This window comes from Vogesella indigofera, from assembly GCF_028548395.1.
GTDB classification, from domain to species: Bacteria; Pseudomonadota; Gammaproteobacteria; order Burkholderiales; family Chromobacteriaceae; genus Vogesella; species Vogesella indigofera_A.
In genome coordinates this window covers 1-13,336 of record NZ_JAQQLA010000003.1, presented here as the reverse complement: position 1 = coordinate 13,336, position 13,336 = coordinate 1, and the positions used below count along the sequence as shown (strand labels likewise).

Annotated in this window: 10 protein-coding genes; 4 read left to right on the top strand and 6 right to left on the bottom strand. The window is 62.6% G+C overall.

Going from position 1 to position 13,336, the window contains the following annotated elements:
* Positions 1-17 precede the first annotated feature (17 nt).
* The 5 genes from PQU89_RS02055 to PQU89_RS02035 all read right to left on the bottom strand — a co-directional run bounded on the left by PQU89_RS02055 (position 18) and on the right by PQU89_RS02035 (position 5,985).
* Positions 18-1,061, bottom strand: coding sequence for an ABC transporter ATP-binding protein (locus PQU89_RS02055; RefSeq protein ID WP_272764391.1), 1,044 nt, complete (start codon positions 1,059-1,061; stop codon positions 18-20).
* On the bottom strand, positions 1,061-2,671 hold the full coding sequence (locus tag PQU89_RS02050) for an ABC transporter permease (RefSeq protein WP_272764390.1): 1,611 nt from the start codon (positions 2,669-2,671) through the stop codon (positions 1,061-1,063). The genes PQU89_RS02055 and PQU89_RS02050 overlap by 1 nt, the downstream gene beginning before the upstream one ends.
* Positions 2,672-2,798: 127 nt before the next feature.
* Positions 2,799-3,824: an extracellular solute-binding protein gene (locus PQU89_RS02045; protein ID WP_373322772.1), complete on the bottom strand. Its 1,026-nt coding sequence runs from the start codon at positions 3,822-3,824 to the stop codon at positions 2,799-2,801.
* Between the two features lie 167 nt (positions 3,825-3,991).
* Positions 3,992-5,278 (bottom strand): flagellar assembly protein T N-terminal domain-containing protein, encoded by a 1,287-nt coding sequence (locus tag PQU89_RS02040; RefSeq protein ID WP_272764388.1) that lies wholly within the window; start codon positions 5,276-5,278, stop codon positions 3,992-3,994.
* Positions 5,279-5,286: 8 nt separating this feature from the next.
* Complete coding sequence (locus PQU89_RS02035; protein ID WP_272764387.1) at positions 5,287-5,985, bottom strand: LPP20 family lipoprotein; 699 nt, start codon at positions 5,983-5,985, stop codon at positions 5,287-5,289.
* Between the two features lie 168 nt (positions 5,986-6,153).
* On the opposite strand from PQU89_RS02035, the gene PQU89_RS02030 reads away from it, so the two are divergent.
* The 4 genes from PQU89_RS02030 (at position 6,154) to PQU89_RS02015 (ending at position 9,928) form a co-directional block, all read left to right on the top strand.
* Positions 6,154-6,717: a peptidylprolyl isomerase gene (locus PQU89_RS02030; protein ID WP_047967444.1), complete on the top strand. Its 564-nt coding sequence runs from the start codon at positions 6,154-6,156 to the stop codon at positions 6,715-6,717.
* Positions 6,718-6,735: 18 nt separating this feature from the next.
* Positions 6,736-7,236, top strand: coding sequence for a peptidylprolyl isomerase (locus tag PQU89_RS02025; RefSeq protein WP_047967390.1), 501 nt, complete (start codon positions 6,736-6,738; stop codon positions 7,234-7,236).
* Positions 7,237-7,294: 58 nt separating this feature from the next.
* A complete protein-coding gene (locus PQU89_RS02020; protein ID WP_272764386.1) occupies positions 7,295-8,017 on the top strand; it encodes a UDP-2,3-diacylglucosamine diphosphatase in 723 nt (240 codons plus the stop codon).
* Between the two features lie 243 nt (positions 8,018-8,260).
* Positions 8,261-9,928 carry an L-lactate permease gene (locus PQU89_RS02015; protein ID WP_272764385.1) on the top strand — a complete coding sequence of 556 codons (1,668 nt, stop codon included), beginning with the start codon at positions 8,261-8,263 and terminating at the stop codon, positions 9,926-9,928.
* Between the two features lie 508 nt (positions 9,929-10,436).
* On the opposite strand, the gene PQU89_RS02010 is transcribed toward PQU89_RS02015, so the two are convergent.
* On the bottom strand, positions 10,437-13,336 hold a 2,900-nt coding region (locus PQU89_RS02010), incomplete at its 5' end, for a tandem-95 repeat protein (protein ID WP_272764384.1).

Here is a 13,336-nt window from a genome sequence, read left to right as displayed (position 1 = left end):
GGTTTTTTCATGGCCGCTCAGCGCGCAAAGGCAATCAGGTGGTCCAGCTCCAAACGGATGCCGATCGCCTCGCCGATGGCGTGGTTGTGATGGCTGGGAACCTGCGCCAGCACTTGCTGCCCGGACGGTAGCTGCAGCGTGTACATGAACTCGGACCCCATGAACACCTTGCCCTTGACGGTAGCGGTCAGCTCGCTGTGGTCGTCGTGCACCACGTCGTCCGGACGCAGCAGTACGTCCACCTGCGCGCCGACCTGGTAGGCCAGCGGCGTCATGCTGCAATACTCGCCCACTTCCAGCGTCACGCACTGCGGCCCGCTGATCACCGCCGGCACGAACGCGCCCTGCCCGATGAAATCGGCGACATAGCGGCTGGCCGGCTCGTGGTACAGCTGGTACGGCGACGCCCACTGCTGCAGGTGCCCGTGGTGCATCACGCCGACCTTGTCGGCCATGGCGAATGCCTCCTGCTGGTCGTGGGTGACCATGATCGCGGTCATGCCCTGCTCCTTCAGGATGCCGCGCACCTCGTGCGACAGGCGCTGACGCAGGTCGACGTCGAGGTTGGAAAACGGCTCGTCCAGCAGCAAGAGCCGCGGCCGCGGCGCCAGCGCGCGCGCCAGCGCCACCCGCTGCTGCTGGCCGCCGGACAGCTCGTGCGGATAGGCACCGGCCAGCGCCGACAGGCCGACCACCTCCAGCATCAGCCCGACGCGCGCCTTGCGCTCGCCGTCGGCGAGGCCGCGCAGGCCGAAGCCAACGTTGGCCGCAACGTCCAGGTGCGGGAACAGCGCATAATCCTGGAACACCATCCCCACCGCGCGCAGATGCGCCGGCTTGTTGTAGCCGGGGGCGGCGATGCGCTCGCCGTTGAGGCGGATGTCGCCACCGCGCAGCGGCTCGAAACCGGCAATGCAGCGCAACACCGTGGTCTTGCCGCAGCCGGAGCTGCCCAGCAGGCAGGCGATCTCGCCCTCCGCCAGCTGGAACGACATGTTATCGATCACCGGCTTACCAGCGTAGGCCTGGCTGACCGCATTCAACTGAAGCAAAGCATCCATCAAGCAACATCCTTTTGACGTGACAGCAGCAAGGTGGGAATCAGACCGACCAGCACCAGCACCACTGCCGGCAACGCCGCCTGGTCAAACACCCCTTCCGACGTCAAACCGTAAATCCTGACCGCCAGCGTGTCCCAGCCGAACGGGCGCGTCATCATGGTGATCGGCATCTCTTTCATCACATCGACAAACACCATCAGCACCCCGGTCAGCAGACCGCCCTGCAGCAGCGGCAGGTGCACATGGCGCAGCAGCGCGAAGCCGGAATAGCCGAGGTTGCGCGCCGCCTCTTCCTGGCTGCGCGTGATGCGGTTCATCGCCGCATCCACCGCCGAGTAACCGACGGCGAGAAAGCGCGACACGTAGGCCAGTAGCATCACCGCCAGCGTGCCCTTCAGCACCGCAGTGACGTCCTGGCCGGCAAAGAACTGCTCGATCAGCACATTGTCCAGCCAGGCAATCGGCACGAAGATGCCGACCGCCAGCACGGTGCCGGGTACCGCATAACCCAGCGTCGCCACCCGCGCCAGCAGCCGCACCAGCGCGCCACCGTCACGGCGGCGGGCATAGGACAGCAGCAAGGCGATGCTGACAATCATCAGCGCCGCCATCATTGACAGCGTCACCGAGCGCAGCGCGTAGCCGAACAGCGCCTCGTTCCACTCCTGCTCCAGCGCGCCCCACGACCAGACCAGCAGCTGCCCGAACGGCAGCACGAAGGCCAAGGCCAGCACCAGCAGCGCGTAGCCGCTGGCCAGCCAGGCACGCACCCCGGCCAGCCGCAGGCGCGGCAGCGGTGCGGCGCGGCCGGCCTGCACATAGGCGCGACGGCCGCGCGCATACTGCTCCAGCACCACCATCACGAAGATCAGCGCCACCAGCAGTGACGCCAGCTGCTTGGCGGTATCCAGCGAGAACAGCGAGAACCACGCCTTGTAGATGGCGGTGGTGAAGGCATCAAAGTTGAAGATCGACACGGTGCCGAAATCGGCCAGTGTTTCCATCAGCGCCAGGATCAGGCCACCCATGATCCACGGCCGCGCCATCGGCAGCGCGATGTGCCAGAAGCCGGCACTGCGCGACAGCCCCAGCGTCTGCCCCACCTCCAGCGCGCGGCGACCCATGGTGGAGAAGGCATTGCGCGCCAGCAGGTAAACGTAGGGATAGAACGCCAGGCTCATCACCAGCACCAGGCCGCCAGTGGAGCGGATCGGCGGAAACCAGCGCGTATTGTCGAAATGTGCGCGCAGCAGGGTTTGCACCGGGCCGGAAAAGTCGAACAGCCCGACCTGGGTGAACGCCATCACGTAGGCCGGCATCGCCAGCGGCAGCATCAGCGCCCAGTTGAAGTGCTTGCGCCCCGGAAAATCGTACACCGCCACCAGCCAAGCCAGCGGCACGCCCAGCAGCAGCACGCCGGCGGCCACGCCCAGCACCAGCCACAGCGTGTTGTTCAGCAGTTCCGGCAATGCGTAGTCGAGCAGGTGCTGCCAGATCACCGGGTCCGGCGTCAGCGACGACAACACGATCACGGCGAGGGGGATCAGCGTCAGCAGGCTGATCAGCAAGGCGACAAGCGGCCAGCGCCAGCGTCGGAAAACGGATGGCATAGAAAAATGAAGGCGAAAATCAAAAGACGGATTATCCGCCTTTAGCCCTTGCGGCTCAAACGACATTCACGGGCCTCGCAAACGAAAAAGGGCGCCATGGCGCCCTCGGGTTGATACCACTGCGGGATTACTTGTAGCCGACACGGTCCATCAGCATCACAGCTTCGGCCTGTTTCGAGCCGGCCACTTTGACGTTGATCAGGTTGTGCTTGAAGTTGCCCCACGACGCCACCAGTGCATCGGCTTTCACTTTCGGGTTGGCCGGGTACTCGAAGTTGACGTCGGCGAACATGTTCTGCGCCTTGTCGGACGACAGCCACTCCAGCAGTTTCACCGCGCCCTTCACGTTCTTGGCGTAGCGCACGACACCGGCGCCGGACACGTTGACGTGAGTGCCCTTGCCAGCCTGGTTGGCCCAGAACGGGCTGACCGGGAAGGCCGGGTTCTTGGCCACGATACGGCCGTAGTAGTAGGTGTTGGCCATGCCGACATCACACTGGCCGGCGGCAATCGCCTCCAGTACCGCGTTGTCGTTGCCGAACGGTGCAGTCGCCAGGTTGTTGACCCAGCCCTTGACCATGCGCTCGGTGGCCACCGGGCCGATGTCGGCGATCATGGTGGCAACCAGCGACTGGTTGTAGACGTTCTTCGAGCTACGCAGGCACAGCTTGCCCTTCCACTTCGGGCTGGCCAGGTCTTCGTAGGACGCCAGCTGTGCCGGCTTGACGGTGTTCTTGTTGTAGAAAATGGTACGGGCACGGACCGACAGACCGAACCAGTTGTTGTCCGGGTCGCGCAGGTTGGCCGGGATGTTGCCGTTCAGCACGGCCGACTTGACCGGCTGGAACAGGCCCATGTCGTCGGCCTTCCACAGGTTGCCGGCGTCCACGGTCAGGAAGATGTCGGCCGGGGAGTTGCTGCCTTCTGCCTTCAGGCGCTCCATCAGCGGGCCTTCCTTGTCGGAAATGACCTTGATGGCAACACCGGTTTCCTTGCTGTACGCGTCAAACAGCGGCTTGATCAGCTGTTCGGCACGGGAGCTGTACACCACGATTTCTTCCGCAGCAGCGGATCCTGCGAAGACAGCCAGCAGCGAGGCAAGCAATACCTTTTTGTTCACAGTCACACTCCTTAAAAGCCCGTTGTCAGGCATGGCATCAATGGCAGCGATTGTAATAAAGACAAGAATCGTTATCAACAGCAATTTGCAACAAAACTGATCTGCATCAGTTCCGGCCATGCGCCAAACAGGCATCACATAAAGCAAAGGTTGGCCGCAAAACGGCGCTTGCGGCCAACCTTTCCGGCATGCCAACAGGCTCAGCGTCGCACCGGGAAACGCACCCAGTCGCCGACATCCACCTTGCCACGGGCATTGCGCAGCATCGCCACCGCCAGCCGCGGCTGCACCTGCAGCAGCTCGACGTCACCGATCACCCGCTCCGGCAGCCCCAGCACCACGCCGTCACCACGGCGGATCTCGGTCTGCGGCTGCTGCTTGTAGACGATGAGGCGATCGGCACTGGCCAGCCCGTCCAGCGTACCGGCGCCCAGGTAGACGCGATCACCGTCCACCCGCACCACCCGCGCTGCGAACGGCAGGCAATGCATGGTGTTCGCCAGCTTGCCGGCAACGCCATCCAGCAGCGTCGCCACGCTACGGCCGTAGTCGTTTTGCTGGAAGCGGCTCAGTTCGAAGACACGCAGCGAGCTGTCGTGTACCGCGCCGCGCGCGGTCGTTGCCACCGTGGCGGTGGCCAGCACGCCACCGGTCAGCGCGTCGTACAGCCAGTATTCGATGGCGAAGCGGCGCTCCACCGGCACCACCCGTGCCGAGGCGCCGAACAGGCCGGCCAGCGGCCCGGTGTAATACAGCCCGGCCTCGCTGCCACTGGCGCCGCCAAACGCGCCCAGCCGCGGCTCCTTGCGGGTGACGCCGGTATCCAGCACCCGCCCGGCGAGCACGAACTGCACCTCCTCGCGGCGGCCGATGTCGCGCACGGCGTCACTGGCCTGCCACGGCTCCTGCACCTTGCCACCGGGAAACAGCGACACGTTGCCGGCATCCAGCGCGCGCACGTCGCGCAGCGCGTTCAGCCGCCGCGACAGCTCGGACGGCAACCAGGTCGCCAGATTGCCCAGGTCGCCGGCATCCTGCGGCTGCGCCACCTCGAAATAGGTGCTGACCAGCCGCCGGGTCAGGAAACGCCCCGCCGGCGTCGCCGGACGGGCACAAGCCTGACTGGCCGCAGCGGTGGCCGGTTCGGCGGCGGACACCGGCTCGGCGGTATCGACTTCCACCGTGACAAACAGCAGCCCGTCGCGCTGGCTTTCCTGCAGCACGCGCGGCGTGCCGGGCAGCGTCAGCGGCCCGGTCATGCTCGATTCGCTCAGCTCGCCATTATCGAGCCGCGACGTGGCCTGCAGCGTGCCGGCGTGGGTCATCGCCATCTGCCGCACCGCGTCCTCGATTGCCTGCTGCCGCGCCGCGACGCGACCGGACTCCAGCGAGGCCATGCCTTCGGCACGATACACCTCGGCCGCCGCCGGCCCTGCCAACAAAAACGCCGCCCACAGGGCGGCGTACCAGAATGGTTTAGTCTTCATCTGCGCCGTCATTGCGAAACATAGTAGTCGCCACCGTAGACACAACCGCTGTCGGTACATCCCAGCTTGCTGCCGTCGGCGGCAGGCAGTACCCGCGCCGCGGTCGCCACGTTGCCGGTGGTCACCAGCGCGCTACGATAAGCCTTGAAGAAGCCTTCGTCCAATACCACCTCGCCGATGGTCTCGCTGCTGCCGTCGGCCTTGAACTCGGTGGACAGCAGTCGCACGCCGCGCAGGTAGGCATCGACGAACACGCGGTAGCTATCGTTGGCCGCAATCATGTTGCCGACGGTACTGCTGCCGGACAGCTTGAAGCCCTGCACCTGCTCCGCCATCGCGCGATAGGCATCCAGCTGCGAGGCCCGCATCGCCAGCAGGCGACGCTGCACCGGCGACAGGCTGCGGTTGGCCGGCGGCGCGCCGTAACCGACCACGCGGATGCGCAGTGCATTGTACTTTTCCACTTCCTTGGCCGCCGGCTCGGACAGCGGGCCGACATAGCCGCCACCCATCATCACGCCGCCCTGGGTCATCACCGGCTGCCGGGAGATCCCCGGCTGCTCATGGCTTCCCGCCACGGCAGGCGCATCGGCAACCACCATCCAGCCTTCGCCGGCCGCTTCCTGCACCACCGGTGCCGCGGACGAGGCGCAGGCCGTCATGGACACCAGTGCCAGCAGACTTGCTGCCAAAACCGTTTTTTTCATTGCGTTCTCCGCCTACTGATTACATGTCGTGTTATTGCTTCATCGCTTTATCGGCCGTTGCCGCACAATCTTTAACCGCTGACGGACGCGCCGCGGCCCGCGCCGGCTGGCACATCGCCAGCGGCCTCATGCTAAACTGCGCGCATCAACTCTCCGGAAACCATGGCCATGAAGAAGATTGCCGCCCTCGCCTTGCTGTTGCTGCCCTTGCTGGCGACCGCCGCACCCAAAGTGGAGCTGCAGACCAACAAGGGGCTGATCACCGTCGAGCTGGCACCGCAAAGCGCGCCCAAGACCGTCGACAATTTCACCCGCTACGTCAAGGCTGGCCATTACGACAACACCGTGTTCCACCGCGTGATTGACGGCTTCATGATCCAGGGTGGCGGTTTTACCATCGACGGCGGTGCGCTGTCACAAAAACCGACACGCGCGCCGATCGCCAACGAGGCCGACAACGGCCTGAAGAACGTGATCGGCAGCATCGCCATGGCGCGCACCAACGACCCGCACTCGGCGACCTCGCAATTCTTCATCAATCTGGTCAACAACGATTTTCTGGATTTCCGCAGCAAGACGCCGCCAGGCTGGGGCTACACTGTGTTTGGCAAGGTGACCGCCGGCATGGACGTCGTCAACCGCATTGCCAAGTCGCGCACCGGCTACATTGGCGGCATGCAGGATGTGCCGATGGAACCCATCGTCATCCAGAAAGCCACTTACAAACCCTGATCCCCAAGGACTCCCATCATGATCAAACTGACTACCAACTTCGGCGACATCACGCTGGAACTGTTTGCCGACAAGGCACCGAAAACCGTCGCCAACTTTGAACAGTATGTGCTGGACGGCCACTACGACGGCACCATCTTCCACCGCGTGATCAACGGTTTCATGATCCAGGGCGGCGGTTTCACTGCCGACATGAAGCAGAAAGACACCCGCGACACCATCGAGAACGAAGCCAACAACGGCCTGTCCAACAAGACTTACACCGTGGCCATGGCACGTACGCCGGACCCGCACTCCGCCAGCGCACAGTTCTTCATCAACGTGTCGGACAACGACTTCCTCGACTTCCGCAGCGAAACCATGCAGGGCTGGGGCTACGCCGTGTTCGGCCAGGTGGTTGCCGGCCAGGACGTGGTTGACCGCATCAAGGGCGTGAAAACCGGCCGCACCGGTGGTCACCAGGACGTGCCGGTCGAGCCGGTCATCGTCGAAAAAGCCGAGATCGTGGCTGCCGCCTGATCCCGTTCACGCAAGACCCGGGGCCGCTGCATGCGGCCCTTATTCATGGTGCCGCACGATGGCCATTCACCTGATCTCCGATCTGCACCTTCACGCCGAAGCACCGTGGCTGGGCGAGCTGTTCCAGCGCACGCTGCGGCAGTGGGCCGGCCACATCGACGCGCTGTACATCCTCGGCGACCTGTTCGAGTACTGGGTCGGCGACGACGACGATGACGCCTTCGCCCGCAGCATGGTCGCGGCGATGCGCGACTTCAGCCGCCACACGCCGCTGTACGTGATGCACGGCAACCGCGACTTCCTGCTCGGCACCGGCTTTGCCGCCGCCAGCGGCGCCACGCTACTGTCCGACCCGCACGCGCTGCAGGCCTACGGCCGCAGCTACCTGCTCAGCCACGGCGACGCGCTGTGCGGCGACGACACCGCCTACCAGCAGTTCCGCGCCATGGTGCGGCAGCCAGCCTGGCAGCAGGCCTTCCTGCTCAAGCCGCTGGCAGAACGCCACGCCATCGCCCGCCACATCCGCGAGCAGAGCGAATCGCGCAAGCAGCAGGACGGACCCAACGAAATCAGCGACGTGACCGAAGACGCCGTGCTCACCCTGCTTGCGGCCAACCCTGGCTGCACGCTGATTCACGGCCACACCCATCGCCCGGCACGGCATCACTACCCGCTGGCCGGCCAGCCGCGCGAACGCTGGGTGATCCAGGACTGGCACGACGGCAGTGCCGGCTACCTGCGCCTGGATGACAGCGGCGTCTCCGCCCACCCGCTGTCGTAAGCTCTCCGCCTGTCACAAGGTTGGCCGCAACACCGATTCGGCGTTGCGGCCATTTTTTCGCCTTTTCCTTTATTTTCAGTAACTTGACCTGGTCGCTGAGGGTTAACCCGCAAGGGCAAGCCCCAAATGACGCCGACCGTCGGCTGCCGCTAAAGTTCGCGCACGGCACATAACGCCTCGCGCAACCGCCTGCCGTCAGGCAGCAGCACCGAGATCGCGCATCACAACAAGGAGAGTTACATCATGTGGTCACACGTATACGACCCGCTCGGCAGCCCGTGGCTATCCACGCTGGCCGCCAGCATCCCGGTCATCGTCCTGCTGGGCGCACTGGGTCTGTTCCACGTCAAGGCGCACAAGGCCGCGCTGCTGGGCCTGGCCACCTCGCTGCTGGTCGCCATCGGCGTGTTCGGCATGCCGGCCGAGCTGGCCGCCAGCGCCACGCTGCTGGGTGCCGCCAACGGCCTGCTGCCGATCGGCTGGATCATCCTCAACGTGATCTTCCTGTACCAGCTGACCGAGCGCAAAGGCCAGTTCGCCATCCTGCGCGAGTCGATCTCCGGCATCACCACCGACCGCCGTCTGCAGCTGCTGCTGATCGCGTTCTGCTTTGGCGCCTTCTTTGAAGGTGCCGGCGGCTTCGGCACCCCGGTAGCCGTCACCGGCGCCATGCTGATCGGCCTCGGCTTCTCGCCGCTGGCCGCCTCCGGCCTATCGCTGATCGCCAATACCGCGCCGGTGGCCTACGGCGCGCTGGGCACCCCGATCACCACCCTGGCCAAGGTTACCGGCCTGGACGTGCTGCAGATTTCGTCCATGGTTGGCCGCCAGATGACCCTCTTCGCCATCATCGTGCCGTTCTGGCTGCTGATCGCGTTCTGCGGCTGGCGCAATACCATGCGCATCTGGCCTGCCGTGCTGGTAGCCGGCCTGTCGTTCGCCATTCCGCAGCTGATCGTGTCCAACACCATGGGGCCGGAACTGGTCGCTGTTATCGCCTCGGTATGCTCCATCGCCGCCTTGGTCGGCTTCCTGAAAGTATGGAAACCGAAAGAAATCTACACCTCTACCGCCGGCACCATGGGTGGTGAAGCCGCCAACGGCGCCAAGGCCATCATCTCCGACAAGCATCACGGCTACAGCACCGGCGAAGTGATCCGCGCCTGGCTGCCGTGGCTGATCCTGTCTGTGGCGGTGTTCGCCTTCGGTTCGCCCACCATCAAGAAACTGCTGGACAGCATCTTCACGCTGGAAATCCAGTGGCCGGGCCTGCACAACCTGATCTACAAGATGCCGCCAGTGGTGACCGAGCCGCATCTGGAAGCCGCCATCTACAAGTTCAACCTGCTGTCCACCACCGGCACCGGCATTCTGGTCGCCGCGCTGATCTCGGCGCTGATCATGGGCTACCGTCCATCCGAAATGCTGAAGGTGTACAAGGAAACCTTCTGGTCGCTGCGCTACTCGCTTACCACCATCGTGGCGATGCTGGCACTGGGCTATGTCACCCGCTTCTCCGGCGTCGACATCACCCTCGGCCTGGCGTTCTCGCATACCGGCGTGTTCTACCCGTTCTTCGGCACCCTGCTGGGCTGGCTGGGCGTGGCACTGACCGGCTCCGACACTGCGGCCAACGTGCTGTTCGGCGGCCTGCAAAAAGCCTCGGCACAGCAACTGGGCCTGTCACCGATCCTGATGACCGCCGCCAACTCCTCCGGCGGCGTGATGGGCAAGATGATCGATGCACAGTCCATCGTGGTCGCCTCCACCGCCACCCAGTACTACGGCAAGGAAGGCGTGATCCTGCGCTTTGTGTTCTTCCACTCGCTGGCACTGGCCTGCCTGGTCGGCCTGGTCGTCTCGGCCATGGCCTACCTGCCACCGTTCACGGCACTGGTCATCCACCCGTAAGCATCGTGGTGGCAGCAAAACGTACGCTAGGCCCGAGCACTGCTCGGGCCTAGCGTACCGATCGACACGGGCAGACTGTCTTGCTCCAAATCTGTCCGGATTGAAGATGGGCATCCAAGACCGATCCATGCTGTGAAACACGCCTGACAGTCTCAAAGAACCCGGTCTCAAAGACGGTGTCCATATCTGGGGACACCATCAGACGATGGACTGACTGTCGGCATGAGTGCCTGCTATTGCAAAACACCGCCACCGTATTCACCCGGCAAACGTAGTCTACCGGGCTGCTTGTCTCAGGCAAACCATCGCATAAAAGCCAATCCGTGTTCGGATTGGCTTTTTTCTCGAGCTTAGGCGCACGAGCAGGTCTTGACACTACAACTGTCGGCATCTGACCAGTCAACATAAGCGATCATATTGCTCGCGCCATACCATGGCGGTTTACCAATATCACGGCGATAAAAAAGGGCCGGAAACCCGGCCCTTTTGCACTGACAGTTTGCGCTGCTTACAGATCCACTTTCAGATTGCCATTCGCCAGCAGGTTGTTGATGATATTCGCATCACCAGCCCCAAGGTCAGACAGTTTCACACCTTCCAGCGTGATGGCCTGATCGAAACCACCCACAACATTACCGCTGGAACTGATCTGCACGACGGCGTTACCGGCGGCATCCTTGTCGAAATGCAGGTAATTGCTCAGGTTGCTGCTGTTCTCGCCCTGCAGCAGGTCCTTCAGGTCCAGTACGTCACCACCGACACCGGCCTTGAAGTCGGTGATGCTATCCCTCGCAGCCGAGCCCACGGCACCCGCATCCCCTAGCGCCCACTTGAAGGTGTCGATGCCTGTGCCACCGGTCAGCGTGTCATTACCAGCACCACCAATCAATGTATCGCTGTCTGCGCCGCCTTTCAGCACATCGTTGCCGCTACCGCCATACAGCGTGTCACTACCGCGGCCACCATCCAGGTAGTCGTTACCGGCATCACCATACAGCGTGTCATTGCCATGACCACCCAGCACCACATCGTTACCTGCATCGCCATGCAGGATATCGTTGCCAGCCCGACCATCGATGAAGTCATTGTCGGCACCACCACTCAGAGTATCGCCGCCGATGGTGCCATAGGCGATATCTTCACCACTGTCGTAGCTGACTGTCTGGCCAGCCTGGCTTGAGGCCGAGGTAGCGAGCTCACCACCTCTAACGTTGCTGCTCAGCCAGTCAGTGTCGTCCCACTGCGATGCATTGCCATTATCGAACTGTGCGCTGTAGTCATACTCATTGTTGGGGTGTACGCCAACATACTCGTCCGAGTTGATCAGCAAGGCAGTGCCGCTGGCGCCATTGACGTCAATCGTGAACTGATTGTCTTGCGACAGGGTGATTGCCGAGTTGCCAGTCACGGTGAGGTAAACCCGCAGCATCACCTCGCCATTCTCGGCATATAGGCGCTCGTACGACAGTGTCGCACCGCTTGGCAGGCTCTTGTTGATCAGTGCCAGCGTGGCATTCTGGTCACTGTCGGTCACCAGAATGTCCCAGTGCAGCGACTCGCCCACGGCCAACGTCATCGTGCCGTTCTTCACTTTCATGTCGAATTCGTTGGCATTCGATGTGTAGTTCATCAGCCAGTAGGCACCACTATTGCCGTTGCTATACGACACAGGGGTATCCTCCACCGCGGTAACCGTAATATTCAGCGTGGAGGCATCAGTGGTCTTGCCATCGGTCACGATGTAATTCACGGTAGGCACCGGGCCGTTGAAGTCTTTCACCGGCGTGAAGACATAGCTGCCATCAGCATTGACCTTCAGCGCACCAATATTGGCAACCGTGGCAGTCTGGCCAGCGGTGTAGCTGCTGCCACCGATAGAGAAGCTGCTTACCGTTACCGCGCCTTCGATGCTGCTGGTTCCGGTCAGCACCGAACCGCTCAGCACACCGTCCTCCGCCATGGTCACGACCTCGTTGGCATCCGTGAAGTTGGCCACATCCAGTACGGTGATAGTGAAGCTGGCTTGGCTGCTGTCGCTATCCACCACACTGCCATTTACCACTTCGCTGGAAGTCGAGGTCACAGTCAGGGTGTAGTTGCCCGGCTGGTCCACCTGAATCTGCAGGGTGGTCAGACTCCAGCCAGTCACGTCCAACTTGCCGTTGGCACCAACCGTCAGTTCATGGCCGGCCCCATCCTTCAACACCGCCCCAACCGGCAGGCCGGAAATCTCGACCGCCAGTTCTTCGGAGCCATCGGTATCGGTCAACGCCGTATTGATATCGCCCAGGCTGAAGAAACTGTTCTCGTAGCCCTTGTTCTCAACCGCCGAGAAAGTGATGTTGTCCAACAGGGCGCCGTAGCTGTTACCTGAATCCGTAGACGTGAAGATCAAACGATAAGTCCCGGATGTTTCTGCCGTCCAGTTCTCGGTCACGTTGTGCCAGCTACTGTCCGTTGGAGAGAAGGTGTACAGCACGACAGCCGAGCCGGTGATCGCGTTACCGGAGGCATCCAGCTTGACCAGTGATACCGACATGCCGGAACTGGCAATATGCCCATTGCGCGCTGCAACATCGAAATCCAGCTCGTAGAAGCGGCCGGCTTCAACCTGGATATCTGCATACAGGGTCTTGTCGCCGGTGGCGGCTTCAATCTCCATGACTTTGTTGCTGGAGCTACCGCCTTGGTAGATGCCTTCCTTGCCGACCTCGACATAACCACTGCCGTTCCATGTGCTCCAGGTGCCCACCGTGCTAGTGCCCGAAATCGTGTTGATCTGGATCGTCTCGGAATAACCTTTGGAAGGCAGCGCCACATCTTCAAAGTTCATTGAAGCCACGGTCTGATAATTGTTGATCGTCAGAGCCGGTTTGTCTGCTACCGGTGTTACGTCAATATTCAAGGTAGAACTGGTACCAGTATTCGTGGTGTAAGTCACCGTTGGAACTGCACCACTCCAGTTGCCGGCCGGCGCGAAGGTGTAGCCGCCATCGCTGCCCAGGGTCAGTGTCCCGACACCGTTGATCGTTGCCGTCTGGCCCGCAGTGAAGCTTTCTGTGGTGCCATCGCCATTGATGTCCACAGAGAAGCCAGCCACCGTCAGGTCGCTATCAATATCACTGTCGTTATCCAGCACATTGCCAGCCACAACCGTATCTTCCAGCGTAGTGTTGCTGTCGATGGCTGCCACACCTTTATCATCCACCGGGGTAACGCTGATGCTGAGGGTGGAGCTGTCGCTGCTGACGCCGTCGCTGACGGTGTAGCTGACCAGCGGCACCGCACCGTGGTAGTTGGCCGCCGGGGTGAACAGGTAGCTGCCGTCCGCGTTCAGCTGCAGGCTGCCGACGCCGTCGATGCTGGCGCTGGCGCCAGCGGCGTAGCTGCTGTCGCCGATGCTGAAGC

Coding starts and splice junctions, on each gene's coding strand:
- PQU89_RS02050 (WP_272764390.1), bottom strand. CDS start 2,671: ATGCCATCCGTTTTCCGACGCTGGCGCTGGCCGCTTGTCGCCTTGCTG.
- PQU89_RS02040 (WP_272764388.1), bottom strand. CDS start 5,278: ATGAAGACTAAACCATTCTGGTACGCCGCCCTGTGGGCGGCGTTTTTG.
- PQU89_RS02055 (WP_272764391.1), bottom strand. CDS start 1,061: ATGGATGCTTTGCTTCAGTTGAATGCGGTCAGCCAGGCCTACGCTGGT.
- PQU89_RS02045 (WP_373322772.1), bottom strand. CDS start 3,824: ATGCCTGACAACGGGCTTTTAAGGAGTGTGACTGTGAACAAAAAGGTA.
- PQU89_RS02020 (WP_272764386.1), top strand. CDS start 7,295: ATGGCCATTCACCTGATCTCCGATCTGCACCTTCACGCCGAAGCACCG.
- PQU89_RS02025 (WP_047967390.1), top strand. CDS start 6,736: ATGATCAAACTGACTACCAACTTCGGCGACATCACGCTGGAACTGTTT.
- PQU89_RS02015 (WP_272764385.1), top strand. CDS start 8,261: ATGTGGTCACACGTATACGACCCGCTCGGCAGCCCGTGGCTATCCACG.
- PQU89_RS02030 (WP_047967444.1), top strand. CDS start 6,154: ATGAAGAAGATTGCCGCCCTCGCCTTGCTGTTGCTGCCCTTGCTGGCG.
- PQU89_RS02035 (WP_272764387.1), bottom strand. CDS start 5,985: ATGAAAAAAACGGTTTTGGCAGCAAGTCTGCTGGCACTGGTGTCCATG.